Source organism: Cytophaga aurantiaca DSM 3654 (genome assembly GCF_000379725.1).
In the GTDB taxonomy this organism is placed as follows: Bacteria; Bacteroidota; Bacteroidia; order Cytophagales; family Cytophagaceae; genus Cytophaga; species Cytophaga aurantiaca.
Genome location: NZ_KB903625.1, coordinates 53,861 through 80,193, shown reverse-complemented (window position 1 = coordinate 80,193; position 26,333 = coordinate 53,861). Strand labels below are relative to the sequence as shown.

Below are 26,333 nucleotides of genomic sequence, written 5' to 3'. Positions count from 1 at the left end.
CTTTCGTCAGTCTTTGACTGCATTCTTCATCCCTTTGAAATTTGGTTTTTGTCGTTTGGAATTTACAATGCATATTGGGTATATGGAAAATATACTTGTACTAGACGGCAATAACTTCTCCGACGAAGAAGGTTTTTATAACGAAGTAGATAAGATCTTAACGAAGAATCTCGACTGGAAAACAGGGCACAACCTCAATGCCTTTAACGATCTGCTGCGTGGTGGTTTTGGCGTACACGACTACGAAGAACCCATCTCTTTAAAATGGGCCAACTATGAGAAAAGTAAAAAAGACCTGGGAGAGGAATTTACCGATACGGTAATGGATATTATTCTCAGTCACGAACATGTAGAATTTTTGATGGACTGAAGGTAATTATGAATTATGAATTATGAATTATGAATTATGAATTATGAATTATGAATTATGAATTATGAATTATGAATTATGAATGACATATACTTTCTGTATTAAAACAGGTTCAAAAGCCGGGTTGAGAGATAGATGAATTAGACTTATTCCCTTGCCCAGGCCAGACATTCCATTCATAATTCATAATTTATAATTAAGACTACAATTCTTTAAATGTGGTGCCTGCTGCCAGAACCACAAAGCCTGTTAGTAAAAGCGCATAGCTGTATTCGCTCAGCATCTCGATGTGCACATAATGGCCAAGGATGCCAAGGATCCCAAATACCAGACCCAATGCCCAGGTAATTTTTTTAGGTGAAGAAGGTGTGCTCATAACGGTTGGTTAGTTTAAAAGTGTATTCTATAAAGATAAGCTTATTCGGGTGGGATGCAAGGATTGTTTCGTTATAGAGATGAGATAACTATGGGACAAGTATGGGGTAAGGGTGGGGTAAGCAGCCTTGTGCTATACTTCTGTTGGGGGGGATAAGGGAATTGAGAAGGTATCATATAAAATGCTTCGGTTGTCACTTATATCGGGGTGATACTTGATCCTTCTTTTACTTACTTGCTGGTATGAATATCTATTACGCCATTGATGTGGCTTATATCAGACCGTCCAGAACAATCGAAACAATTTTATTAGATAATGGAATGCGGAAAGCGATTGTGTATGTATACAACCGCGATGGTTTGTACTATTATTTTTTTAATTCTATTCTTGAGCTCATTAAATATTTTGATGATGCAATTGAATGTGAAATTGTTTTGAAGATGAGGAAGGGTTGGGGGAATTTCTAGAAATTATTGGTGTTTTAGATTCTTTAAATTAAATAAATGAAGCACTATGATTAATAATTAAATATGAAAAATATAACTAAAAAAAGTTATTGTTCGTATAAATACACTACAATAGGAATATTCGAAGATTGGATTTGCATATTCTATTTTAAGTAAGTAATATTGAAAAAGTGAATAATATAAATATTTTAGATTTTTAAATAATTATTAAAATATGAAAGACATGAAAAAGTCTATTGAAGACTATAGAGTAGCAGTAAAAAAGCTAGCTGAGTTGCAAGACGGACTTTTATTCGAAAATGATGGTATATACCATGCTGCAATAGTCAATTCTTCAATTTTTGATACTGCTGAAGAAATTGTAAGAATATACTCAAATGGTATGCGTGGGAGTTTTTCTACTTTAGATGAATATTTTAATTCAATAACGAAATTTTTATCAAACGATAGAATTGTAAAAGTAATTATTGACTCTGCTATAACTCAAGAAAATAAATTTCTACAAAAACTAACAAGTAAATACGAATCAATTCCTGAAAATATAGTTATCAAAATTGCGTCAAAAGATTTTGTTGACGATATTAAATCTATTTCTTCTAATAATAATTATGTACATCATTTTACTACAGGGGATAATAGAATGTTTCGTTTAGAAACGAATAATGAAAAACATACAGCATTTGTTTCTTTCAATAAGCCAGAAGTCGCAGAACTTTTAAATACAATTTTTGATAAGCACTTCGACAAACTAAAAAAAGTAGATTTAGCTTGTAGTAAGTAATATTTTATGGATGAATTAAAAATCGGAGATTTCAATTCTTATTTCGAATTGTTTGTTGCTTTTACATTTGCATATAGTGGACTTTCAGGTTTTAAAGATTATATAAATGTAGCATCTTTTCATGCCTATGCAACAATATTAGAAAAGTATTCTGCATCATTAAGAGAAACTCATTTGACGGTTTTGATTGGAGGGTCTGAAAGAACTAAAAAATGGCTCAATGATAAAAAAGACCTTGCAGAAATTCAATTAAATTTATTGCGAAAAATAATTGTACATTCAAATGCAATATTTGATGGTACAGCATTTAGATCCCAATTTTATCTTACAGGCGCTATTTTTTTAAGCTTAATTATTTTAAGTGGTTTTGAAAAAGCAATAGGTGATACAGTTACTTTCATTACTGTTTTTTTTATATCATTAATTTCGATTTGTTATAATAGATACGCTAACTGGCGGTTGACTTTGCAAGCTAAAGGCAAAATTGATGAGATTTATATTGAAAAGTTAATGAGTAGCAAAGTATTAATGATAATATATCTTATTTTTTTTATTTCTTCGGTTGGCATTGGTTACTTAGTACATTATAAATATTCTTTAATATTACTCAATACTATTTGTTTTGAAACAATAGATAAAGTTTATTTAATAACCGTTTTAAAAGTAAGTTTTATTTTATCTTTTTTACTTATATCTCTACTTCCATATTTAAGCTATTATAAAAGGCGAAAATTTTTCGTTAAATATTTTGATTCAAGAGTTGGAAATATCAATGAAAAATTAAATACTATATTTGATGATATAGAAGCATTGACTGAAAGTTCGCTTAATCAATCTATAAACATTAAGAAAAATCTTGAATTATAAGTCTTATAATCCGCACTTTTTTAAATACTCATAAATCTTATCATACTCTTTCTTAGGTCTTGTTAAATCAGATTTATCACCATTGGGAATCCAAATAGCAACTCCTTCGCGTGCACGAGTTAAAAGTACACGATACTTATTGATTAAATAGCGTTGTGTATCGTCTTTAATATTTGAAGACCATTTAGAATTTGACACATTGAAGTTTTGTGCGATCCATTTTTGATCGTAGGCCAAATCCAAGTCCCAACACAAACAGCAGAAATCAATTTCAAGACCTTGAATATCGAATTCTGTTGCCGCTTGTTCAAGGTAATAAGAAGAACGAATGTCTTTTGCCTCGTTTAAAAACCAATGTTCAACTTCTATTCTATCTTTTATATTTACTGCATCTGATTTTAAACGTACTGCTCCCGATGAGGCTACCAAGCCGATGCGTTTGTTACCAATTACTTTACTACGTAACCATGTTTTAGCTTCAGATAAATCTCGTGTTAGAAGAATTGGGAAATCTTTTTTTATCGTATTGTATACTTCCTTTGCTTTTTCAGGCTGGTTATTCAATACTGCGTTTACCCATTCATTGAAATTGTTTGCTTTGAATGAACGCTGATTTACTTTCAAGTGTAAATTTTCCTCTTTTAAAATAACTATATCCTTCGGTAAAGTATCAAATAGCATTTGATTTGCTGTTGATGTGTCTCCCAATAATAGTTGGGGAGATATATGAATGTTCCAATGGGGATATTTAATTTTTAATGCTTTGCCCCATTCTGCAATTCCACCCTCACCTGTATTGATTTCTTGACCGCCACCAACTAAAGCAATTATAACAGACCAATCTTTATGTCTGTCCATTATTTCAAATAACAATTCGGCTTCAGACTTTTCTTGTAAGTCAAATGGATTCGTTTCTCTGTTTTGGTTTTGCTTCGATTTATTAAAAAAATGTGTTGCATTCCAACATCTTTGTGCTTCATCAAAAACAACGACTTTTTCTGTTGGTGCTTGCTGATTACGTATACCTTCTTTAATAAAGGAATGGAGATTTTGAATTTTGCCTTTTATAGATTGTGCAGATTCCTTTTTTGTTGGTTTGTTTCCTTGTTTTCCTTCGCTTATATATTTAATAACTTGCTTATCATGGTTGTCTCGTGCTAATGCTTCCTTTAATACGCTAATTAATGGTCCATTACCTGAAAAGTATGCAGTGTCAAATTCATCTCCATCAAACTTTTCCTTTTCATGGATGATATTTAGTCCTACTAATGTTTTACCCGCGCCCGGGACGCCAGTAACAAAACAAACAACTTTTTTATTCTTTGTTTTGGCATCTTGAATCGTATTAATTAAATAATCAGATGTCAAAGTAAGATTCACAGAATCTGCTCCTGAGTTCGAAATGTCTTCAACTTTTTGTCCTGCAAATAATGCTTTTGCGGCTTGTACTATTGTTGGCGTTGGTTTATATACACTGTTCTCCCATGTATCTAAATCTATCTTTAGATCACTTGAATGATTGACTTTATAAGCATCAAGTATAATTGAATGTAGATTATTTTGATTAGCTAGCAAACAATGACTAACATTAGAATGCTTAATTATTGTTTGATTTTTATCTGGAGCAAGTGGAGAAAATAAGATTGGAATAATTGGTTTGTTTCTGCTTTCTAAGTGAAAGTCTTTCAAATCAAGTGCATAATCTTCCGCTTGTCTGATGTCTGCAGCTTCATATGTTTTGCGATCCATTTTAAATTCAATTACTAAAATGACATCGTTCGCAATAATAACAGCATCAATTCTGCTGGCTAATCTTGGGATTTCATATTCTAATAATAAATGCCAATTGGAAAAATTTTCATTTACTTCTACTAATTTCTTGAAGGATAATTTTAATAATTTTATGCAGTCATTCCATGAAAGGGTTCCAACGGTCCATTGTTGAACAAAACGACTATTTTCAAAGCTTAATTTGCCAAGGATAGAATTGTCATCTTCTTTTAGAAAACCATCTATTGAATTTCGGTAATAGGCTGGTCTCATTTCTTAAACTCCTTTGTGTTAAAAAAATCAGCAAAGGTTATTTCAGAGGCAATTATTATTTTTTCTAATAATTCAGCTGAAATATTTCTTCTTCCATTTTCTACGTCAGAAACATACGTTCTATCTATTCCTGCTTTATATGCAAATGCTTCTTGGGACAACCCCAATTCAGTTCTTAATTCCTTGATTCTAGCACCTATTTTAAGCTTGATATCCATTTAAGCAAGCTATCTTATTGTAGTTTTTAAGTCAACGGACTTTAAGTGTCATATTTTTTATATATTTGTATTAAAAAATGTGATTTAAGCTATGGAAAAGCTAATCAAAAATGTCCGCTTCAATTATCAATACAGAGATACAGCTAACTTTAAGCAATATGGTTCTGTCATTTTTAGTAATCCAAATCAGCTTTCTATAGAAACTATTGAGGAACAATTGAAAGAAGTATTGATTGATCAGGAATATTTTATTCCAAAGGCCTGCGAGGTTCCATTGATTTATCGTTTTCCTTTTGATTCGGAACTGGATCATGAATGGTATGAAATGGATTCAGTGGAAGAAACAAATAAGTTAATTACAGATAATAGAAATATAGAATTATTTATTAAAGATTGTGCAGATGGAAATCTTCATGCGAAATGATCAGCCCACAACTTGTCCATATTGTGGAGTACGTACAAAAATTATTATGGATTTATTCTGTACAAAGTATCAGACTCAATTGCACGAATGCTTGAGGTGCAATTATTTGTTTATAGAAGAAAATGAAGATTAACGCAAAAAATTAAGCATAGCCAATTCTACTTCTCCAACTGCTGTACCCGGCTCTGCAAAAAATGAATATTCGTATTCAGGCTATCAATTAATTGTTTTTGTGTGTCAATAACCTGCTGCATATTTTTTGCATTCTCGGTGTAGTATTGCGTTTTATCTTCCATTGCCATGTTCGGTTTCGAATCATTCTCAGCATTGGTAATAGGCTTTTTTAATGTATCAATTTTCGAAATCAGGTGTTCATTTTTACTCAGATCTTCTACTAAAAGCGTTTCCAGATCGACTCCAAAAAAGTTTGCTATGCGTAAAATTGTATCAATGTCAGGTTCTGACTTTCCGGACTCGTAATTGTTCCAGGTAGTTCGTTTTATCTTAATAATTTCAAAATCAGACTGTTTAAAACCGTTTGATTTTCGAAGTATCTGAATATTTAACGCGAAATTGTTCATGGATAAATTATTTAGTAAAATATTGACAAAGACAATATTTTACCTTTTATTTGTTTGTCAGTAAAAATACGAAAATAAAGGTAAGAGAAATGGGCAATAATACAAACTGTTTAAGAGAGAAGCGGGGGCTTTAATCAGTAAATAATCATCACAAACATCAATCAAAAGCTATGAATATGGAATTACCGGACAACCTGAAGCTCTTCAAATTGCCGCCGTCATCGGAGATTATGCTTTTTCTTATTTCTGAAGAAATGAAGAACCGCCGTCATATAAATGGTCTTGTAAAAGTTGGTTTTGATAGTACCTATACCTGTGATCTAAGTTCGCTTATTCTTTCACTGGCAGGCTTTGATCAGCGATCCGATAGTTTGTATGAATGGTATACTGCATTACTGGATGCGCATTGTGAGAAGGTTTCTCCTGCAGATGTGGAGGGATGGAAGGAAGCGGTGTTTGAAATGTATGTGGAGATAAAGAATCACCATTGATTACGCTGATTTTTCTGATTACGCTGAATGCACTAATTAAGAACATCTGAAAATTCAATCAGTCGTTTTTTTATTTATGGCAGAAAATGGAAAAGTTATAATGGTCCGTTACATAATGAACAATCATAGTAAATCATGTGAATCATTGTAATCAATGGTCTGGGCTTATTTAAACGATTTGAAAAAATCATTCAGACTTATTTCATGAATATCCAACAATCTAATCAGACTAGCTAATGTCATATTCTTTCCATTTTCATGATCGCCGTAACCGGAGCGAGGTAAGTTGTTATCAAAGGCAAACTGTTCGTATGAAGTATAGCCTTTTTTGATGCGTAGATCTTTTATCTTCTGTCCGACCTTTTCCAGTCGTGGGTCTAAGGTTTCGTTTTTAATCTTTGCCATAGATTATTTTTTATGAAAGGTCATAAAAAAACCTGTTAAACTTTACCTAATAAAAAAAACCTATTATATTGGACTTTTGATTTTAATATTTCCGAAGCTATGGAGCCAACAACAATCAACCGCAATGAAATTATCACACTCATCTTAGCAGACATGCGCAGCCGTAAGCTCATCATGGGACTGGAAGCAACGGGTTTGGCTACAGATGATTTTAATACCAATCTTGTAGAACTTATTTGTTCTAAAATGGATATTGCTAAAGAGCATGAAATACCTGTCTTCAACTGGTATGAAGACACTATTTATGATCTGTTGGATACAGATCTGAATAAATTCAGAGATCACCAGGTATTTTTAGCAGTAAAACTGTATGATGCGTTGAAAGAAAAAAGAGAGCAACTGCAAAAGAAGGATGTTTTGAAGGATGATACAAAATTCACTTTTCTGCAATGGATCTGGGGGAAGAGGTTTGATAATTAGTCGTCTGAACTCCCGGTCCAAAAGCGGGACAGGCACTGATTTACCTGATTAAATTGATTAACTATGATTAGAGCACGCGGAAACACCAACAACGGCGGAAGTAGATCCAAATGCAGTCAAAGACTGCGAAATGATAGGCACCAGTCACCGCTACGCTAAGACTGGCGCCAGTGAGAGTACGGGCGTTATCAGTGAAATCAATTTAATCAGGTGAATCAGTGGTTCAGACTTTTTTTGAATGTTTCTTTACAGAGTCATTTTCCGGCATATCGTCGCCAATTAAATAACCAAAGGGTTGAAGGGCTTCAATGCGGTCGAATATAACTTTAAGGATAGCTATTAATGGAATCGATAAGAACATTCCTGCGACGCCCCAAAGCGTACCGCCAATCAATACCACGATAATGGAAACGAGTGCGTTGACTTTAACTTTTGAAGCAACAATTTTAGGTACTAAAAAGTTATTATCAACAAACTGAATAAGGGCATAAGCCAAAAAGACATACAAAGCTGAAATGGGGCTATCTGTCATAAGGCCCATCAACATTGGTAATGCGATCGCAACCATACCTCCGATGTAAGGAATCAAATTAAGTATCGCACCAATCACGCCCAACAAGATGGCATATTTAATACCGATCAGCATTAATGCTACGCTATTCAATGTAGCTACAATAGACATTTCAATCATTAACCCGATTAAGTAATTTTGTATAAGTCCTTTTGTTTCGTTTAATACATCTGCTACAACTTTATGGTTGTCCCTGGAAAATAGTTTTGATATAAAGGTTAGTAAAAGAGGTTTGTAAAATAAAAACAGAAAGATATATACAGGTAACAGAAACAATCCCACAAACAAACCAGAAACTGATCCCAAGGCTGTACCTACGATGCCGCTTGCGCTTTGCATGCCTTTGGCTTTCTGTTCTTCGATCCAGGCGGTTAATTTGGGAGTGGTTATATTAAACGTATCAGAAAACCAGGATAGCCCCTGATGCCCCAGTTCATGAGCCTTTTGCTTTAATTGTGGCAACATATCTACGAATTTAGAAACCTGTGTGCCGATAAAAAATAATATGCCAGCGGAAACAAGGATCATTAAAACAATTGCCAAAACAATGGCTACAATTTTGTTTATTTTTTTGCTTTGCAGAAAATTAACGATGGGGTTTAATAATATAGCTAACAGCCATGCAAATGTTAATGGAACAAGTATTTCTTTACTGATAAATAGTATGTAAAAAAAGATAAACAGTCCAATGGTGATAACAGAAAGTTTATGGTATAGAGGTAATTTTTCAGTCATTGTGTATGGGTATTAAGTGTGTTTTGAAACATTTCTATTTTGCTTGCATTCATTTTAGAATGTAGCATAGATAAGATTTTAATAGAAAATATTAAAAACGTGTAAATGATACATTTCGTAAAGATCCTCGCAAATAAAAATACAAGTATTATACTCTCTGGTATTTCTGTTGTAGAAATCCCATATCTGGACCGTTGATTACGCTGATTTATATGATTACACTGAATGATTATGTTAAAGAGCATAATATATATATGTTCATTTCTACAATCAATAAGATGGTTTAATGGTTCTATTTTACAGCGTCATTCATTAGCACATTCAGCGTAATCATATAAATCAGCGTAATCAACCGTTAAGACATTTAACATTCGATAAAAAGATACTTTTCTATCTCTCTTTTATTGTATCAATGGAGAAACTATGATAAGTTGTTGTTGATTCAAGCAGCTTAATTTTTATTACAATGATCAAAAAAGAATACAAGCATTCTGATATTACTTCCAAAGTTATCAGAGCAGCTATTGAAGTTCATAAAGTATTGGGTAATGGGTTTCAGGAAGTAATTTATCAGCGTGCATTGGAAAAAGAAATGCTCTTGCAAGGCTTAACTTTTCAGCGTGAATTTGTAATGCCAATATTTTACAAGCAGGATCAAATCGGTACAAGAAGAGTAGACTTTATTGTTGAGCAGGTGGTGTCATTAGAACTAAAAGCACTTGTACAGGTAGAAGATGTGCATCTCGCCCAAGCTATAAATTATTTAGAAGCATATAACCTTGAAATAGGTATGCTGATTAACTTCGGTGCAAAGAGCTTACAGTTTAAGAGGCTGATTAATTCAAAGGCAAATCTGGACCGTTGATTACGCTGATTTATATGATTTACTATGATGCTTAATGTTAAAGAGCATAATATATATTTATTCATTTCTGCAATCAATTAGATGGTTTAATGGTTCTATTTTACAGCGTCATTCATCAGCGCAATCAATTATTTAGAAGCATATAACCTTGAAATAGATAGGTATGCTGATTAAATTGATTTACTCCCGCCCAAAAGCGGGACAGGTAATGATTGATTGTTATTAAACTGTACATCATGTATCGTTCATTTCTTCAAATAATCAGATGGTTTAAGAAATGAACGATAGATACTATTGGTTAACGTTTCAGCGAAATCATATAAATCAGGGTAATCAACGGTACTTACTGTACCGGCATCTTATATGGATTTTTTTTCCCTCCGTAGCTGCCGCCTGGTCTATGGCCATGGCCTCTGGTGTTTTGGTGGTTGTTGAAGTGGCCACCTTTCTTGTGTAAAATATTATCCATCTTCACGATCAGGTAGATCTCGTGTGTGCCTTTGCTGTAGCTCTTCAGGGGATTCAGGGTGATGTCGTAGCTGTAGCCAACAAATACGTTGGGTATGTTTGCACCTGCGAGCAATACTACTGCATCGTGGGTACGGTAGGATACGCCAGCTGTAAAATGATTTGCAATGGTTGCTTTTACATTCAGATCCATCTGGTAAGGTGCAGCAAATACTTTGCGTACCAGCACAGAAGGCTGGATGCTGAAATTGTCGTTGAGTACAAATTCATAACCTGCAGTTAAAAAGAATACGCGGCTGGCCGGATTGTAATTGCGATCTATGATGTCAAATAAATTGGTTGTTGTCTGAAACAGATTCTGTACTGAAAATCCTACATAATACTGTGAGTTGTATAAATACACACCTGTAGCCGCATCGGGTATAAACTTCGAGATGGCAGCAGTCGTAATAACGGGATCATTGGGTTGATCAAAGTGAAGTTTAGAAGGATCAAAACCAAACTGATAAAAGGTACCGGAGAGTCCGAATGAGAACCAGGTATCGTTTGCTTTGTTCACCATAAAATGGCGCGCTGCGGAAAAGCTCATGCCGGTTCTTCTGCTTGGTCCGGCTACTTCGTTAAAGAAGTTTACGCCGAGTCCGACGAATTGTCCGGTGTAGGCATGTGCAGAAATGGATTGTGTAACGGGTGCGTCCTGGATGCCCATCCACTGGCGTCTTACGGTTGCAACAATTGGAATCTTTTCATCGGATCCTGCTACTGCCGGGTTTAAGATGAACTGATTGAACATGTACTGGCTGTATAGAGGCCACTGCTGGGCCTGCAGGTTCAGGCCTGCCAGCATGATCACAAAGATTATAAGGATTCGTTTCATATATAATTATTTTTATCGGATCACGGTTAATGTTCCGCTGAATGGTTTGTCATCATCGGAATGTAAATTCACTTCATAATAATAGGTACCTCCGGATACATTGTGTCCGTTGAAGGTGCCGTCCCATGGCTGTGTATAGCCTGTTGAGGAGAAAACTGTTTGTCCCCATTGGTTGATCACTTTCACTTTTATTTCCGGGTAGAGTTCTGAATCACGGATGATCCATACATCGTTTGTGTTGTCGCCATTCGGAGAAAATGCATTGGGTATCGTAACCACAGTGATACATGCTTTTGGATTTGTAGGAACGGTAACCGTTGCAGAGAACGGACATGCATGCGCATCGGTAACAGTTACGGTATAATTATCTCCCAGCAGATCCGCTATGTCTTTTGTTGTTGCGCTGTTCGACCATACATAGGTGTAGGGCTCTATCGCACCGCTGTTGAACAGTACCACTTTTCCATCGTCGTTATCTTTGCAGGAAACTTCACTGACAGAAAATCCGAAGGTAAGATTGGTCGGTTGTTTGATCTCTCCCTGTACAAGTGCTGTACAGCCGTTCACATCATCGATCAGTACTTTATAAATACCGGCATGCACCGCAGCAATGTCTTGTGTGCGTTGTCCGCTCGACCATAAATAGGAGTAGGGAGGAAGACCGCCTGTTACGGTGAGGTCAATGCTTCCATTCAGACTGTCGTAACAGATCGCATCGGAGATCGCAAGATTGGTAACCAACAAGAAAGATTCTTTTACCTTCATGGTATCGTAATATTCGCATTGAAAAAAATCTTTGATCAATACATAATAGGTGCCAACGGGAATATCTGTAAGATCTTCTTCTGTTTGTCCGAGTACAATTTCCGGCGTAGACCATTTGTAGGTGTAGGGCAGCACACCACCGCTTACCGTGAGGTCAATGATGCCGTCTTTAAATCCGTAACATTTTACATCGGTAATGGTTTTATCTGCCGTGATGGGATCCGGCTGTGGTACGATGATGGATGTGATCAGCTTACATCCGTTCACATCTTTAATGGTTACGTCATGCACGCCTGCTTTCAGATTGTATTCATCCTGCAGCACGTTCCCATCGTCCCAGGTATACGAATAAAAAGAAGAACCTCCGAAGGCCGTAAGATCAATGGCTCCATCACTTCCTCCATAACAGGAAACGGTTTTTACTTCATAGGAAGATTGTAATTTTGTAGGCTGCTTTACGGTACTGCTTAAGTTTGCTTTGCAGCTATTGCCATCTTCTACTTGAACAGAATATGTTGCTGCAAGCAGTCCATCTACATCTGCAGATGTTTCTCCGTTGCTCCAGTGATACGAATATGCAGGTGTTCCGCCGGTTACCGTTAATTCGATTTTTCCTTCCGGTACCTGAAAGCACAACAGATCGGTGATGTCTGAGGTTACCACCAACGGATCGGGTTCGGTGATGTTCACGAAGTAACTGGCAATGCAGCCGGTCTGATCCGTAACTTTTACAAAGAATGTTCCGGCTGGAAGATCCGTATGCATTGCGGTTGTAACACCATCAAACCATTCGAGGGTGTAGGTAACGTTGGTGGGAATGTTCACACGTATTGTTGCCCATCCGCTTTTTTCTCCGTGGCATTTGACAGCTTGCTTATCAAAGGCAACGGTAAAGCTGCATGGCACATAGTCTGCATGCCCATTGAAGGAGATGCAGAACAACGCAAATACGAACAGAAAGATTCTTTTCATAATTTCTGTATATAATTTATCCCTTGAAGGGTTCGTATAATAAGATCATTCATTTCTTTATACATATTTCCCTTAAAGGGTTTTATTTAATGATGGTTAGCGGACTGGTAAACGAAGCTGATCCGTCGCCTCTGCTGAAAATAAAATAATAGGTTGCAGGAGGCAATAAATTTCCGTTGTGCCTTCCGTCCCAGGGTTCAAGGTAGGGAGAGGCACTGTATAATTCCTGTCCCCATTGATTGAAGACCTGCATGGTATTGTTCGGATAGAGTTGAATGTTGCGCAATACCCATCGGTCGTTGGTGCCGTCGCCGTTGGGTGAAAATGCATTTGGTATAAAGAGGCAATCGCCGTTGCCTGCGTTGACTGTAGCATTGCTTGTACTGGCACAGAGTTTCTGATCCGTAACCGTAACGGTATACAAGCCCGAAGCCAGACCCGTGATAGAAGTTTCGGTAGAACCGGTTGACCACAGATAGCTATATGGCGGTGTACCATTGCTTACACTTGCTACCACCTTTCCGTCCTGCTGTTCTGCGCATGAGACATCTGACACCGCAACGTTTACAATCATTGCAGAAGGAGATACGATCACTGCTTTGTTGATCGTTGTGCAATTTTTAAAATCTTTGATGGTGATGGTATAGGTACCTGCTGTGAGGTTTGTAACAGATGCACCGCTTGCTCCGTTCGACCAGCTGATCAGATACGGTGCTGTACCGCCCGTCACGTTTACTTGTCCTGTTCCGTCTGCACCATTGTGACAGCTGAGATCGGTTTTGGTTACACTGCTTTCCAATATAAATTGAGGCGCGGTAATTTCAATGTGGTTATCAGCAGTACACTTATTGATGTCGTGTACAGCTAATGAATAGGTACCTGCAGGTAATCCGCTTACAAGATTTGATGTATTGCTTAATTCCAGATCCGCATTTTTCCATGCATAAGAATAAGGCAATGTTCCGCCCGTGACATCCGCCAGAATGCTTCCGTCTTTTCCTCCAAGGCAGGCAACATCGCTCAGCACAGAAAGGTTGATTACTAATTGTGCAGGTTCAACAAGCGTGGTATTGAGATTACGGATACATCCGTTAGCATCTTTTATGTTTACCGTATACAAACCTCCGGGAAGCAGGCGTATGTCTTTTTCTGCAGCACCGTTGTTCCATTGATAGAAATAAGGCTGTACGCCGCCACTGACATCCAGTGAAAGAGATCCGTCTGATTTTCCGAAACAGGTAGGATTCGCTGCATGCAATACGTTTGCACGAATATCCGGTGGCTGACTAAGCAATATAGAATCCAATTTTTTGCAACCGTTTACATCCATTACGGTAACGATGTGTTTACCTGCTGCAAGTCCGGTAGGTGTTGCAGTAGATTGTCCGTCTGTCCATTGATAGGTATACGAAGGAATCCCGCCTGTAGTAGTTACTGCAGCTGATCCTGTAAAGTCGTTGTAACAAAGCAGATTTGTAGATGATATGCTGTTAAGGATCTGATCGGGCTGTGTGATGAATGCGTCTGCATGTACTCTGCATTGATTCACATCCGTAGCAATTACATATTGTCTTCCGGCTGGTGCATTGGTCAGATCTTTAGCAGTACTTCCGGTAGACCATTGATAGGCCACGGGAGACGTGACTCCGGTAACATCAAAGGTGGCGCTGCCGGTGGATGATCCAAAACAAGTGGCAGCACTGGCTACGACATTCATCCGAACTTTTCTCGGAACAAGCCTGAATGGATCCTCAATAAACTGTTCTGTAAAGCCGGCGAGTTCCCAGGTGCTGTTCACGTAATCCGGAAGGTCAAATCCTGCAAGGTGTACAGGAGGAGGTGTTACCAGCGGACCGATTGTAATTTCAAATCCGGGAACGGTAAGTTGAAAACACAGATCACCGATCAACGGAATGGGAATACAAAAGCGTGGAATAATATCGAAATCCGGAAATACAATGCCGAACTGAAAGGCTGTAAACACAAGCTCTATATCGACGTGATCGTAGGTACGGTTTGAAAACTCGTTTGTAGAAATCACATAACTGGCATTCATATCCATGTGCGACATGTTGCAGGGGTAGGTAATCTTGAGGTCTGCACCCAGCGGTACATCGATGATGGAATCTCTTCCTTCCACACTGTTTCCTGCTTTGATATCCGTGTATGAATAATGTACATCCACAGGCAATTTCAGTTTAAGATTGACGGTAGGATGGAAGCGGAATTGCTGCGATTGCGAGATCGGCATGTTCATGTGCATGGTGAACAGCACCCAATTTATTTCGATGGAACGTGGCGTGCCGCCAAAGTCTCTGATACCGGCCGGTGGAATTTTAAAACCTGAACTTAAGATACCGAAGAACGTTCCTACAGGTGGTGGTGCAAGGCTCAGCAGCTGCATTATATTGAGACTCGGGATCAGATACGGATCAGCGCCGCTTGCTAATAAATCTTTTCCGGATAAGCTTGCGGTGGTCTGTACGTTCGGAATTTTTATGGTACCGCTCAACGGTGAACTTGCGGGCAGTACGCCGGATGTGGAGCCTGCGGGAATTGCAACGCTGCATACGGGCGGAACATTGAAACACGGATAAACGATTTCGTCTTTATTTACTTTAAGGATTGTCCAGGTAAAATCAACCAATGGGTTGGGCCCACTACCTGGAGCACCAGGAGGAAAGATCTGTACACTGAAACATTCGAAGAGACATACATCAATACCTACTCTCATGTCGAACATGATCGGCATCTCCAGACTTACTTCTCCGGTTGCAGGATAAATGGTGTTGAGTTCGAAATCACTTTGTACGGTATAATCTGTTTCGATGGTAACGGACTCTCCGGCGTTAAAAGTAGAGTCGTCGGGCAACACAAGATCCACTTCGATCGGATACTTTACAGATACATCACCGCCTTCAAAGCCGCTTACTTTAAAGGCCATAGGGCCGAGACCAAAAGCAAATCTGCCCCAGATGCCTGCGCCGAATTTAAAACCGGCAACCGAGAAGATCGAACCGGGACGTGTATCAAAAGGGTATGAGCTTTCAAAACGATCGAACAGATTTACTGTGCGGTTGATGCTGAAGCCGTTTCCCGCTCCCCACATGGATTGCGAATCGGTTTCAAACACAACATTATGCATTACCGTTTTGGTTTGTGCATGCGTGTTTATGCTGAACAACATTGCTGTCAGCATAAGGAAACACAAGCTTGTAACGTGTTGCGTATAAAGATGAAGGGCAATATGTTTTATAAAATACTTCATAATTAAAACAATAGCGTAAGCATACTTTCCCGGATGGGTACAGTTAATTGGGACGCAAACATTTCCGGAAAGTTCGCCATTAAAATATAGGTATCGTTGTAGGTGCCTGTTACCAGCATCATGCGTTGCATCTTCACATTTTTTACTTCAAAAGACAAGTAATACAGTACACCATTCCATTTCGATGTCACAATTTTTTCAGACTTGATCAATGTTAAATTTTGTGTGCTGAAATATTCTTTTGTCAAACCCTGATTGAAAGCAATCGGATTTCTGTTTGCGGCTTTGGTAGCTACTAACGAACTGGAAGTTGCTTTGTGCAGCAAACCTTTGTACATGTAGGTGGTGTCGAAGTGCTGCGGTGCCTGTATGCTGAATCCTGTTTCCGGAAAGGTATAACGTTCTGCTTTCAGGTAGCTGCTTTTATTCTGTGCACCTGAAATGTAGGTCGTACCAAGGAACAGTATAAGAAATAATATTCTATACATTATTTCGGAAGTTTAATAAGTTTATAATAATAGCGCTCTGCTCCATTGCTTAACATCAGCACATACGAACCGGGCGCGAGCTGATCAGTGTTCAGATCTTCATCAGTATTGCTGATCACACTTTCAATGAGAAGTATACCGTTGATGTCGTAGATGGCTGCGTTCAATGGAAGCAGTGCTGCAGACTGTACATCGATCGTTAAAAGATTGTCGAATGGATTGGGATAGCAACGCATTGGTGCATTTTTAAATCCGTTTGTTACAGATAATACAACAACAGACAGCGGCGCAGAGATCGAAATACATCCCGAAAGATCTTCCACCTGCACGGTATAATCTCCGCTTTCTTCGGCTACAATGATCCGGGTATCCGCATCAACGATTGCTGTTCCATTCAGAAACCATTGATAAGTTAGTCCTGCGGAAGAAGTAAGTACATTGTTTGCGCCGGCTGTAATGACAGGCGGTGGGATACATACACGAATGATGTTAGAGAAAGAGGCACAGCCATCGCTGCGGAATACTTTTATTTTATAATCACCGGTTGTATTCACCAGATAGGATTGCGTAGTGGCATTGGATATCGCAACCCCATTTACATACCATTGATAGCTACTTCCGGATGTTGAACTCAGGAAGCTTCCGTTGGCCTGTATATGCGGAACCGGAACACATACCGTTACCGGATCTGCTTGTACACTGCAATCGCTGACATCGGTTACCTGTAAAGAATATTGTCCGTTGTCTGTTACTTTATAAATCTGATTTGTTGCTCCTGCAATCAGTGACCCGTTTTGATACCATTGATAAGAAAGAAATGCAGAAGTAGATATGAATTCATTATCGACTGTGATGACCGGTTTAACAAGCGGTTTCACGTCAATGGTATATGCAGAAGAAGTACTGCTGCATTTTGCGTTGATGGAGATCACCACGTTGTATGAACCTGAAGTGGTAACGATGTAGTCGGCACTGTTTCCGCCGGATGTAATCGCAACATTGTTTTTTCTCCATTGATAGAGGAATGCAGGATCCTGTGTCGCAGAAAGTTTCACCTGACTGCCGTCACAGAATGTCAGTGGGTCTGTATATGTGATGGTATTCGGAGGCACTGTATATACATGCACGGTTACGGCATCGGATGTATCGGCGCAGCCAATGGTGTTGCGGACACGTACTTTGTAATCGCCGCTTGTCTTGATCGTTTGAATACGACTGGTCATAGCCGGTACACTTGTTCCGTTGTTGAACCATTCGTAAAATAATCCGGTGCCCGGTGTTGCATTCAGTGTAACAGAATCACCTGTGCAGAAGGTAAGATTGCCCGAAGTTAAAATGCTTGCAACCGGAACGGAAAAGGCTGTAAGCACTACGTTTGAGGAAGTATCGCTGCAGAGGTTGATATCTGAAACGATGACACGGTAGTTGCCCGCCTGTTTGCCGTAATACACGCCTGATTGCGCGCTTGTTACCGTTGTTGCATTGCGTTGCCATACATAGGTGTAGGTGCCTGATGTTGCGTAGATCGGCACCGAATCACCTAAACAAAAATTACTATTTCCTGCAATGACAGCTACTGCTGTTGGTTGCGGATTAATTGTTACCGTTAGTTTAGACGATTCGCTGCTGCAATTGATCGCGTTTGTAACCTTGATGTGATATACACCACTTTGTGTGGGTTTATATGAATCGCTGCTTGCAGAGGGGATTACGATTCCATCCTTAAACCATTGAATGGTATTGATGGATGCATTTGCAGATGTGGTTAATGTAGGAAGCTGATACGAACAAGAGGTCAGGTTGCCTGTGTTTGTAATGGGTGCAACCGGTGCAGAGTTGACGAACACTGTATCTTCCGGTGAATATTTTCCGCAGCCCAATCTGTTTTTTACGAATACATTAAATCTTCCGTTTGTGTAGGCCTTATAAGCAGGAAGCGTATCGTTTGGCAACGGAATGTTGTTTTTATACCATTGATATTTATACGTAGCATTCGTTGCTGTGCTCATAAATACCGTATCACCCTGACAGACTATAAATTTTCCTGCAGGTGTAATGAGTGGGGAAGGAATGGGTTCGGCAATGGTGGTGAATGTACGTGAAGAATCCAGACAGCCTTTGTTGCTTTTAAGTGCTACGCGGTAGGAGCCGGACACTGCGGTGACATAACCTGCCAGGGTATCTTTTGCAAGCGGAGCAGCACCGTTTACCATCCATTGATATTTATATCCAAATGCTGCATTCATCGTCACTTGTGATCCTTCACAGAATTCAAGTTTGCCGCTGATGAAAATAGATGTGTCGGGTAACGGATTGATGGTGATAAAAAGTCCGGGAGAATATTTGATGCAACCAATGGCAGGATTGGTAGACTGTACAACGACTCTGTACAAGGCAGAATCTTTTGCATAATAATTTGCTGCTGTTGCTCCGGGAATGTTTACACCATTTTTCTGCCATTGATACAGTACCGCTGATCCCGTTACGGCCTGAAGGAGGATAGAATCTTTTTTGCAGGTAACTATTTTTGCAGGTGTCTGTATGCTTGCTTTAACATACGGACAAGCATCGATGCGTGCTACAAACGAGTTCAGACCTACACTGCTGTTGGTGACTTTAGAACTATCAATTGTTATCGATGTGTTGAAATAGCCTGTAATGAATACCTGTGATGAATCGTATGCGATTATATTCTTACCTGCATCGGTTGTTCCTTCGGCGTATGACTGCAGCCATTGGACAGTGCCATCTGTTTTGTATTTGGCTACATAAAATGTAAAACCTGGTTTTGCAGTAATACTTTTACTACCTGCTGTAAGTACTGCAGCTGTAGATGTTTTTTTTCCGAAATTTCCGATCGCGTATACATTCCCATATATATCGCCCGATACACCATACGTTACTGCTGCGGAATCTGCTGCAGGTACGGTAAGTGTTTTCACCCACTGCATCACACCCGATGTATCGTAGCGTGCAACGTATGCTCCGTAATTGGCCGTAGTTGTTAAGGTTGTTCCGCCTAATTTGTTGTTGTTCTTATAATCGCCGCCCAGTAAAAAGTACTTCTGATCTTTTTCAAGTTCAATACTATTTGCATGTGCTACCGTGTCTTTTTTGATCCATTGTAATTTTCCTCCGGAAGTAAATTTAGAAATGAAAATTCCCGATGTGCCCGTTGCAAAATTGATTGAATCCTGCTGAACAAAAATAGTATCGCTTGCATTCCCGGTTAGAAAAATAATTCCGTTTGTATCCTGCCACAGATCTGTGCCTTCAGCTACTGAGCCGGCGTTTTTGCCTTTTGAAGATTTCATCCAAAGGTAATTTCCTGAGGCATCAAACTTTATCAGGTACAAGGATTTTTTTACCGAATAAAGTGTATCCTGATCGTCTGAAGAAATAATGGAGTCTTTGTAGTGTCCTGTAAATACGGCGCTTCCATCTGTGCCTGCAGAAATAGATGCGGTAGTTATTTCTGCAACCGCATTGCGTGTAAAATTTGTTTTCACCCACAGAAAATTTCCGTTTGCATCGTAGCAGGCAATAAACGCGTCACTTACAGAAGTTGTATTCGTGATGGTCGTGCTTCCAAATGTTACCGAGCCTTTGTAATGACCGGTAATAAATACGGCAGAAGATGAAACCGAAATGCCTTTCACTTCAAATAACGTGTTTGCCGCATTCCCAACGATCTGTTTTTTCCAGAGTACTAGTCCGGCTGCGGTATATTTTATCAGGTATCCGTCGAAGCGTGGTATAACCAAAGGTTTCGTGGTTGTGTCTCCACAAGATGGGTTATGCAAGGTGTCGCCTTGAATGACCAGATCGCAGGTGAATCTTCCGGTGGCGTAAACATTTCCCGATGCATCGCGTGCAAGTGCTTCTCCTAATGAAATGCTTCGCGTATTGCCGATGTCGACCCATTGCGCTTCGCTGATATGCGTTAAAGCAATAGAAAAAATAAAGATGAAAAGATATCGGAATGAGATGTTGTTCATTTTCTGTTAGTGTAAGATGACCGTACTGCCAATATTGGTTTTCTGATTCATGATGTCCAGCAGAGATCCGGTGTACAGAAGTGTTTTACCATCTGCGCTTATAAAATATAATGGATTGCTTACCTCTTTTATTTTTTTGTCGAACGTACAGGTTAATGTATAACGAGAGCCTCTGAACAGCTCGGTTGTAAGACTGTCGTTCTTACTGCTGGATCCGGTAACATTGGCTTTGGAGATATCGTTGACCTTTTCAAAATGTTTGTTATCATATGCGTAATGGATCATATCGGTAGTAGTGCCTCCGGTAGTGTTGGAGTTGCGGAGCACGTTGATAGACTTATTCAGCGATTCTATCGTTGCGAAAGAATACGTTGCACCAATGATGTAATTCGTCGTATCACAAACCGTTTTATAGTTTGTAATTCCCGGCACCGCTTCCAGCGTAGACTGCAGTCCATCAAACTTGGCTTTCATCTGGATCAATGGATTGTTCATAGGAGCTGAATTGCGTGCACGTGCAGAGGTATCGCCCATAGAACGTTTGAAGTCGCGGCTCATACCGAAGAGCGCTCTCATCTGAGACAGGTCCATCAGGAAAGAATACGTGCCTGAACCGTTTTCATTGATGCGGATGTTTTCTTTGATTTCAAAACAGGAATATAAGCAGCCTGTTAGTATACAGAAACAGAACAGTAAGAGGAAACGTCTCATTCGTTGTTAGATTATTTTGTATTGCTGGGTATCCGGAATACAGCATTCAGGATATTTATGGAAATTTATTCGGGGAAAAGATCAATATACTGCCCTGAGAGCAACAAAATGCATTATTCCGTAATTTAATACCATGATATTAAATACATTGTAAAAGTACCTTTTTTAGGGGAATATGCAATGATTCAAAAATAAAAATAGACACGATATACGTTACGGGTAGAGATGATTTTGACGATTCTTATTAATGTCCCCGCGTTTCTATCAGACTTTTTGAATTCATTTGAAATTCACAGGGGGGCTTGCATCTGTTAAAATCAATAAGTAACTTATTATAAGCTATTGGAGGCATACAAGGTGTTTAAACACGCAATATGATCTTCTGTTATCTTTTAACTTAAACAATTATACTTTTACTACTATGGCAACACAACATGAAATTGATTACTCTTACACCACTATGGACAAAATATGGAGGTTGAGTGTAGGTGAGATGGCTGATTTTACAGGCGCTCGTTACAATGGCGATTTTTCTCTTTCTCTGGAAGAGGCTCAGAAACGGAAGCACGATTTTATATTAGAGCATTTAAATATTGATGCCGGGAGTAAGGTGCTGGATATTGGCTGCGGTTGGGGCCCTGTGTTAAACCGACTTCGTCATGCCAATGCGAAAGGAACAGGCATTACGCTTTCTCAAGGTCAGTATGCAGCTTGCAAACATAAGGGATTTGATGTTCACATTAAAAATTACCGCGATCTGACTCCTTCTACTTTTGGAACATTCGATGCCGTTGTTTCAGTCGGAGCGTTTGAACATTTCTGTTCTGTTGATGAATACAAGGAAGGCAAACAGGATCAGGTGTATCAGGAATTTTTTAAAAAAGTAAGCGATCTGCTTCCTGTTGGAGGAAGATGCTTCATCCAGACGATGGTATTTGAAAACGGCATGATCCCCCTGGAGGCATTCGATATTAATGCGCCGAAAGATTCTAATGAATACTTGATGGCACTTATTATGAATGAATTTCCAGGTTCATGGCTGCCGTACGGGAAAGAACAGATCATTCAGAATGCTGCTCCATACTTTAATCTGGTAACGGAACACAGCGGCAAATTGGATTACATTGAAACGATCAATGTCTGGAGAAAAAGACTGACAAGTTTCGGCATAAAAAAATACCTTGCATATTTATCCTTGCTTCCGCGTTTTGTTGCAGATGCATCCATGCGCAAACGATTAGACAATCTGAAAATAGCTCCTATCAAAGTTGCATTCGAACGCGGTATATGGGATCACTACAGATTGGTTTTTGAAAAGAAATAATGTTTGCGGATTTAATGTATTTAGAAAAGCGCTGAAATTTTTCTTCAGCGCTTTTATTTTTTAAGGATTTCTGACTGCTCATAAAACTTTCAATTATATTGCAATTGCATCAATAACAATACTCCAATAGAAATGGCTCGGATATTTATTACAGGTTCAGCCGATGGGCTCGGTCAGCTGGCTGCAAAGTTTTTAATTGATCAGGGACATCAGGTTGTATTGCACGCGCGCAATGCAGAACGTGGGAAGGAAGCGTTGCATAAAGTGCCGTCTGCCGAAAAGGTGTTGATCGCGGATTTATCCGATATCAAAGAAACAAAAAAGCTGGCTGCAGAAGTAAATACACTAGGCCACTTTGATACTGTCATACACAATGCAGGTATATACAATCAACAACCCCAGTTAATGTTTTATGTTAATACGCTCGCACCTTATATGTTAACGTGCTTGATTGAAAAACCGAAGCGTCTTATTTACATGAGTTCAGGCATGCACGTACAGGGAAGTTCAACATTGCCGGATGCAGCGCATATAGATCGCATCAATTATTCGGATACAAAATTTCATGACGTACTATTGTCTATGGCAGCAGCACGCAAGTGGCCGGAGGTGTTTTCCAATGCTGTCAATCCGGGTTGGGTACCAACTAAGATGGGTGGTAAAGGTGCGCCGGATGATCTGAACAAAGGTGCAGAGACACAGGTGTGGCTTGCGGTAAGCAATGACGACAAAGCAAAAGTAAGCGGTCGTTATTTTCACCACAAAAAAGAACAGCGCTGCCATGCAGAAGCTATGAATAGTAAGTTACAGGATGAACTACTGAACTTGTGTGAACAGGTGAGTGGTGTGCGGTTTTCGGAATGATTTTATACACGCTTATCTCAAGAAAATATTTTTTTATCTTCACTAAAACAATTTTTATATGGCAGTTAAACTTATCGGGATCATTTCTTTTTTAATGATCATCTCATGCACTGAATCAACTAATCAATCTGAGAAGATCGTTACAAATGACAGCATACAAAAAAAGCTGTCTGATAAAAAAGATTCACTTGAAACAATTGTTGTTATTGATACTTTTTTATTCAAAGAATTGCCATTGGGTTATGCTGATTTATTTGCATTCAAATTTCCTAAAAGATGGGAATCGGGTACTGCGGAAAATGATGGAGACAACAATCCAAAGAATAGTGACTATGGAAATGCGAATGATAATTTCTTATATAATAAAGGACAGTATTATTATTCTGAGAATTATTTTTCACTACCTAGTTACAGTAATATCATTGATACAAGTTTAGTGGGGAAGGATAGTACTGGTTTGCGGATCGTAAAAAACATAAAATTCAGGTTGCCGGATTTTAAACAGTATAAGGTTTATTTTTCATACATGCTTCAGCCTTATAATGATGTTTACGTTGGTGAATATGGAAACCTTATTTTATATGATCGTAAAACGAAAGATATACGATTTGTACCTATTTATCTGTTTGAAGCAAAATTCGAGTATTGTGCTCAGCAATATTTTTATATAGATAAAGACTATACAATTAGACTTAGAAGTTTTTCCTGGGATGAGCCTTATATATATATGAATGCTAAAAGTATTTCTCTGGAGCAGTTAGAGCGTGGGTGGCGGTGAGATAGCTTATTGTCTGAACCGTTGATTAAGCTGATTTTTATGATTCACTATGATTGTTCATTGTTAAATAGCATAGCTTTAATTTTTCATTTCTTAAATAAATTAGATGATTGAAGAAATGTGTTTCAGAATGCTGTTCGTTAGCGTTTCAGCGTAATCATATAAATCAGTTTAATTAACGGTTCAGACAATCATACTTTCAATACACCTCTAAATCCTCTTGCAGCATAATACGATTCTGCACCGTTGTGATATAGAAAAACGGTATCATAACGACGGTCGCAAAAAAGTGCACCACCTAGTTTTCGGATCGGAGCAGGGGTTTGAATCCAGCTGGATGTTTTCAAATCAAATTTTCCAAGTTGCTGCAGCTCTCTGTATTGTTCTTCTGTTAACAGTTCAATGCCCATTTCTGAAGCCATTTCAACAGCACTGTTTGCAGGTTTGTTTTCTTTGCGTGATTCCAGTGCCTGGTGATCGTAACAGATGCTTCTGCGTTCCTTCGGACTTTCTGCTGCGCAATCCATAAAAATATATTCAGATGTTTTTTTGTCGAAGCCAACAACATCCGGTTCTCCGCCTGAATTTTGCATTTCATTCAGTGACCACAATTTCTCCGGACTCTTTTCAATTTTAGCCTGAACCTTTGACCAGTCGAGGCCTTTGTGACGCGCCATATTTTTTTCAAAACGTAAAGCAAGTGTATCAAGAAGTTCTTTGCTTTGTGCAGGAGATAATTTCTTTTTCATATTATCAATATCAATTTTTATCAATCAAATCAATTTCATCAATGGTTCAGACTTTCTAATCATTCAAACCTCTGCCTTCCATAATATCCGGAATACATTTTTCTATACGTGCTTCACGTGTTTTCGTTTGTTTGGCAGAAGAGAAGTGAAGCAAGTATCCGCGCTGCCTCCCGGGAGTTAAGGCATTGAATGCTTTTTTCAATGCAGCATCATCTTTTAACACCGCTTTAAATTCATCCGGCATGGTGTACTCCGAAGTCTTTTTCAATTCTACTTTCGCTCCTGATTTTTCAACGGCAATGGCTTCTTTGATGCAGGACTTGATTGCGGCTTTTAACTTTGTTATTTGCTGAACAGATGTAAACCGCATCTGTCGTGCTGCCTGCACATTTTCTGATTGCTGGATCAGAATGTCTTTCGGATCTTTTAATAACGCACCTTTAAAAAATAACAAGCCACAATATTCTTTGAATGTATGGATCAATACAATATTTTTGTTTTCATGTGTATAACACGGACAGCCCCATTTCAGAACCTCATCCAGTCCGCAGTCCAGAACAATCTCTCTTAATTGTTCAATTTCTTTCTGCCATTTCTTTTCTTTCGTGAAATAAAAATCAACTTTTGGATTCATGTTTCTAATTATGAGTTATGAATTATAAATTATGAATGATGTTGCTTAATTCAAAGAATTTTGTTGAATTGATTGATATAAATTCCATTACTGTTTACTAAAAGTCAACAGTAATGGAAGCCGGAAAAACCTTAATAATAACAACTGCCTGGCTTTCATTGCCGTCCCATTTATGGGACGGATAATTTTACAAACTCACCACGCCTGTTTTTCTATCTGCTGGCCTGAAGTACCAGGATGTTACTGTAAGCACCAATAATAACGATGGACCGAAATAGGCCAGTGCTTCTTTGTCGCACGTTGCTGCATGCGAAAAGAGTGCACCCGACATGGCAAAGAAGAAACCTGCATAAGCCCATTCTTTTACCAGAGGAAATTTCGGAACAAGTATAGCAACAACACCTAACAATTTCCAAATACCTAATATAGTAAGGAAGTAAAGCGGGTAGCCTAAATGTGCCATCATATCTGCTTCTTCTTTCATTTTAATTAGTTGTACAATACCGGTGGAAGTCATTCCTAGCGCTAACCAACAGGTTGCAATCCAATAGATGATTTTGTTTGTTTTTGACATAGTATATTTAGTTTAATTTAGTAAGTATTAATTTTTACGAGATCTTAACCAAGAACATTCAACGGCCTCATTTCAAATTGCGTTAAGAAATTTTGGTTCATGGAGCTTTTTGAACGCTACAACTAGTCCTTTTTCCAGGACGATTTTGTAGCGTTCGCGGAATGAACCAAAATTTTAGCTTATTTGAAA

Annotated in this window: 26 protein-coding genes; 11 read left to right on the top strand and 15 right to left on the bottom strand. The window is 38.5% G+C overall.

Going from position 1 to position 26,333, the window contains the following annotated elements; all coding sequences use genetic code 11:
* Positions 1 to 82 precede the first annotated feature (82 nt).
* Positions 83 to 370: a barstar family protein gene (locus A3EE_RS0105190; protein ID WP_033417594.1), complete on the top strand. Its 288-nt coding sequence runs from the start codon at positions 83 to 85 to the stop codon at positions 368 to 370.
* Positions 371 to 572: 202 nt separating this feature from the next.
* Here A3EE_RS0105190 and A3EE_RS21785 read toward each other — a convergent pair whose 3' ends face one another.
* Complete coding sequence (locus A3EE_RS21785) at positions 573 to 746, bottom strand: hypothetical protein (protein WP_018342380.1); 174 nt, start codon at positions 744 to 746, stop codon at positions 573 to 575.
* Positions 747 to 988: 242 nt separating this feature from the next.
* Between A3EE_RS21785 and A3EE_RS20055 the strand changes: the two genes are divergently transcribed.
* The 3 genes from A3EE_RS20055 to A3EE_RS0105170 all read left to right on the top strand — a co-directional run bounded on the left by A3EE_RS20055 (position 989) and on the right by A3EE_RS0105170 (position 2,861).
* Positions 989 to 1,213 carry a hypothetical protein gene (locus A3EE_RS20055; RefSeq protein WP_018342379.1) on the top strand — a complete coding sequence of 75 codons (225 nt, stop codon included), beginning with the start codon at positions 989 to 991 and terminating at the stop codon, positions 1,211 to 1,213.
* A gap of 223 nt (positions 1,214 to 1,436) precedes the next feature.
* Positions 1,437 to 1,994, top strand: a complete 558-nt coding sequence (locus A3EE_RS0105175) for a hypothetical protein (protein WP_157446893.1) — start codon at positions 1,437 to 1,439, stop codon at positions 1,992 to 1,994.
* A 6-nt stretch (positions 1,995 to 2,000) separates the two neighbouring features.
* Entirely contained in the window at positions 2,001 to 2,861 is an 861-nt protein-coding gene (locus tag A3EE_RS0105170; RefSeq protein ID WP_018342377.1) for a hypothetical protein, read from the top strand.
* Between the two features lie 3 nt (positions 2,862 to 2,864).
* Here A3EE_RS0105170 and A3EE_RS0105165 read toward each other — a convergent pair whose 3' ends face one another.
* Together A3EE_RS0105165 and A3EE_RS0105160 are read right to left on the bottom strand one after the other, a co-directional pair.
* Positions 2,865 to 4,904 (bottom strand): DUF2075 domain-containing protein, encoded by a 2,040-nt coding sequence (locus tag A3EE_RS0105165; RefSeq protein ID WP_018342376.1) that lies wholly within the window; start codon positions 4,902 to 4,904, stop codon positions 2,865 to 2,867.
* Entirely contained in the window at positions 4,901 to 5,122 is a 222-nt protein-coding gene (locus A3EE_RS0105160) for a helix-turn-helix domain-containing protein (RefSeq protein WP_018342375.1), read from the bottom strand. Before A3EE_RS0105160 ends, A3EE_RS0105165 begins: the two co-directional genes overlap by 4 nt.
* Before the next feature lie 91 nt (positions 5,123 to 5,213).
* Here A3EE_RS0105160 and A3EE_RS20050 point away from each other — a divergent pair, with 91 nt between their 5' ends.
* Positions 5,214 to 5,546, top strand: coding sequence for a hypothetical protein (locus A3EE_RS20050; protein ID WP_018342374.1), 333 nt, complete (start codon positions 5,214 to 5,216; stop codon positions 5,544 to 5,546).
* Between the two features lie 158 nt (positions 5,547 to 5,704).
* Here the strand turns inward: A3EE_RS20050 and A3EE_RS21195 are convergent, their stop codons facing one another.
* Positions 5,705 to 6,127 carry a helix-turn-helix domain-containing protein gene (locus A3EE_RS21195; protein WP_018342373.1) on the bottom strand — a complete coding sequence of 141 codons (423 nt, stop codon included), beginning with the start codon at positions 6,125 to 6,127 and terminating at the stop codon, positions 5,705 to 5,707.
* 170 nt (positions 6,128 to 6,297) lie between these two features.
* Here A3EE_RS21195 and A3EE_RS0105145 point away from each other — a divergent pair, with 170 nt between their 5' ends.
* Positions 6,298 to 6,618 carry a hypothetical protein gene (locus tag A3EE_RS0105145; RefSeq protein WP_018342372.1) on the top strand — a complete coding sequence of 107 codons (321 nt, stop codon included), beginning with the start codon at positions 6,298 to 6,300 and terminating at the stop codon, positions 6,616 to 6,618.
* Between the two features lie 165 nt (positions 6,619 to 6,783).
* Here the strand turns inward: A3EE_RS0105145 and A3EE_RS0105140 are convergent, their stop codons facing one another.
* Entirely contained in the window at positions 6,784 to 7,023 is a 240-nt protein-coding gene (locus A3EE_RS0105140) for a helix-turn-helix domain-containing protein (RefSeq protein ID WP_018342371.1), read from the bottom strand.
* 99 nt (positions 7,024 to 7,122) lie between these two features.
* Here A3EE_RS0105140 and A3EE_RS0105135 point away from each other — a divergent pair, with 99 nt between their 5' ends.
* Entirely contained in the window at positions 7,123 to 7,503 is a 381-nt protein-coding gene (locus A3EE_RS0105135; protein WP_018342370.1) for a hypothetical protein, read from the top strand.
* Between the two features lie 223 nt (positions 7,504 to 7,726).
* Here the strand turns inward: A3EE_RS0105135 and A3EE_RS0105130 are convergent, their stop codons facing one another.
* Positions 7,727 to 8,809: an AI-2E family transporter gene (locus A3EE_RS0105130; RefSeq protein WP_018342369.1), complete on the bottom strand. Its 1,083-nt coding sequence runs from the start codon at positions 8,807 to 8,809 to the stop codon at positions 7,727 to 7,729.
* A 466-nt stretch (positions 8,810 to 9,275) separates the two neighbouring features.
* Here A3EE_RS0105130 and A3EE_RS0105125 point away from each other — a divergent pair, with 466 nt between their 5' ends.
* Positions 9,276 to 9,674: a GxxExxY protein gene (locus A3EE_RS0105125; RefSeq protein WP_018342368.1), complete on the top strand. Its 399-nt coding sequence runs from the start codon at positions 9,276 to 9,278 to the stop codon at positions 9,672 to 9,674.
* A 343-nt stretch (positions 9,675 to 10,017) separates the two neighbouring features.
* On the opposite strand, the gene A3EE_RS0105120 is transcribed toward A3EE_RS0105125, so the two are convergent.
* From A3EE_RS0105120 to A3EE_RS0105095, 6 genes are all read right to left on the bottom strand, one after another.
* Positions 10,018 to 11,019, bottom strand: coding sequence for a PorP/SprF family type IX secretion system membrane protein (locus A3EE_RS0105120; RefSeq protein WP_083921243.1), 1,002 nt, complete (start codon positions 11,017 to 11,019; stop codon positions 10,018 to 10,020).
* Positions 11,020 to 11,031: 12 nt separating this feature from the next.
* Positions 11,032 to 12,756 (bottom strand): T9SS type B sorting domain-containing protein, encoded by a 1,725-nt coding sequence (locus A3EE_RS0105115; protein ID WP_026209605.1) that lies wholly within the window; start codon positions 12,754 to 12,756, stop codon positions 11,032 to 11,034.
* 82 nt (positions 12,757 to 12,838) lie between these two features.
* Positions 12,839 to 16,024 carry a T9SS type B sorting domain-containing protein gene (locus tag A3EE_RS0105110; RefSeq protein ID WP_033417577.1) on the bottom strand — a complete coding sequence of 1,062 codons (3,186 nt, stop codon included), beginning with the start codon at positions 16,022 to 16,024 and terminating at the stop codon, positions 12,839 to 12,841.
* Between the two features lie 2 nt (positions 16,025 to 16,026).
* Positions 16,027 to 16,512 (bottom strand): hypothetical protein, encoded by a 486-nt coding sequence (locus tag A3EE_RS0105105; RefSeq protein ID WP_018342366.1) that lies wholly within the window; start codon positions 16,510 to 16,512, stop codon positions 16,027 to 16,029.
* Positions 16,512 to 20,510 carry a T9SS type A sorting domain-containing protein gene (locus tag A3EE_RS0105100; protein WP_018342365.1) on the bottom strand — a complete coding sequence of 1,333 codons (3,999 nt, stop codon included), beginning with the start codon at positions 20,508 to 20,510 and terminating at the stop codon, positions 16,512 to 16,514. The genes A3EE_RS0105105 and A3EE_RS0105100 overlap by 1 nt, the downstream gene beginning before the upstream one ends.
* A gap of 6 nt (positions 20,511 to 20,516) precedes the next feature.
* A complete protein-coding gene (locus tag A3EE_RS0105095) occupies positions 20,517 to 21,221 on the bottom strand; it encodes a hypothetical protein (RefSeq protein ID WP_018342364.1) in 705 nt (234 codons plus the stop codon).
* 421 nt (positions 21,222 to 21,642) lie between these two features.
* Here A3EE_RS0105095 and A3EE_RS0105090 point away from each other — a divergent pair, with 421 nt between their 5' ends.
* The 3 genes from A3EE_RS0105090 (at position 21,643) to A3EE_RS0105080 (ending at position 24,187) form a co-directional block, all read left to right on the top strand.
* The gene (locus tag A3EE_RS0105090; RefSeq protein ID WP_018342363.1) at positions 21,643 to 22,545 is read left to right on the top strand and encodes an SAM-dependent methyltransferase; all 903 of its coding nucleotides are present in this window, start codon (positions 21,643 to 21,645) and stop codon (positions 22,543 to 22,545) included.
* A gap of 132 nt (positions 22,546 to 22,677) precedes the next feature.
* The gene (locus A3EE_RS0105085) at positions 22,678 to 23,409 is read left to right on the top strand and encodes an SDR family NAD(P)-dependent oxidoreductase (RefSeq protein ID WP_018342362.1); all 732 of its coding nucleotides are present in this window, start codon (positions 22,678 to 22,680) and stop codon (positions 23,407 to 23,409) included.
* 58 nt (positions 23,410 to 23,467) lie between these two features.
* The gene (locus tag A3EE_RS0105080) at positions 23,468 to 24,187 is read left to right on the top strand and encodes a hypothetical protein (protein ID WP_018342361.1); all 720 of its coding nucleotides are present in this window, start codon (positions 23,468 to 23,470) and stop codon (positions 24,185 to 24,187) included.
* A gap of 191 nt (positions 24,188 to 24,378) precedes the next feature.
* Here the strand turns inward: A3EE_RS0105080 and A3EE_RS0105075 are convergent, their stop codons facing one another.
* The 3 genes from A3EE_RS0105075 to A3EE_RS0105065 form a co-directional block, all read right to left on the bottom strand.
* The gene (locus A3EE_RS0105075) at positions 24,379 to 24,936 is read right to left on the bottom strand and encodes a DUF4256 domain-containing protein (RefSeq protein WP_018342360.1); all 558 of its coding nucleotides are present in this window, start codon (positions 24,934 to 24,936) and stop codon (positions 24,379 to 24,381) included.
* Between the two features lie 55 nt (positions 24,937 to 24,991).
* Positions 24,992 to 25,570: a YdeI/OmpD-associated family protein gene (locus tag A3EE_RS0105070; RefSeq protein WP_018342359.1), complete on the bottom strand. Its 579-nt coding sequence runs from the start codon at positions 25,568 to 25,570 to the stop codon at positions 24,992 to 24,994.
* A 187-nt stretch (positions 25,571 to 25,757) separates the two neighbouring features.
* Positions 25,758 to 26,144: a DoxX family protein gene (locus tag A3EE_RS0105065; RefSeq protein ID WP_018342358.1), complete on the bottom strand. Its 387-nt coding sequence runs from the start codon at positions 26,142 to 26,144 to the stop codon at positions 25,758 to 25,760.
* Between the last annotated feature and the right edge of the window lie 189 nt (positions 26,145 to 26,333).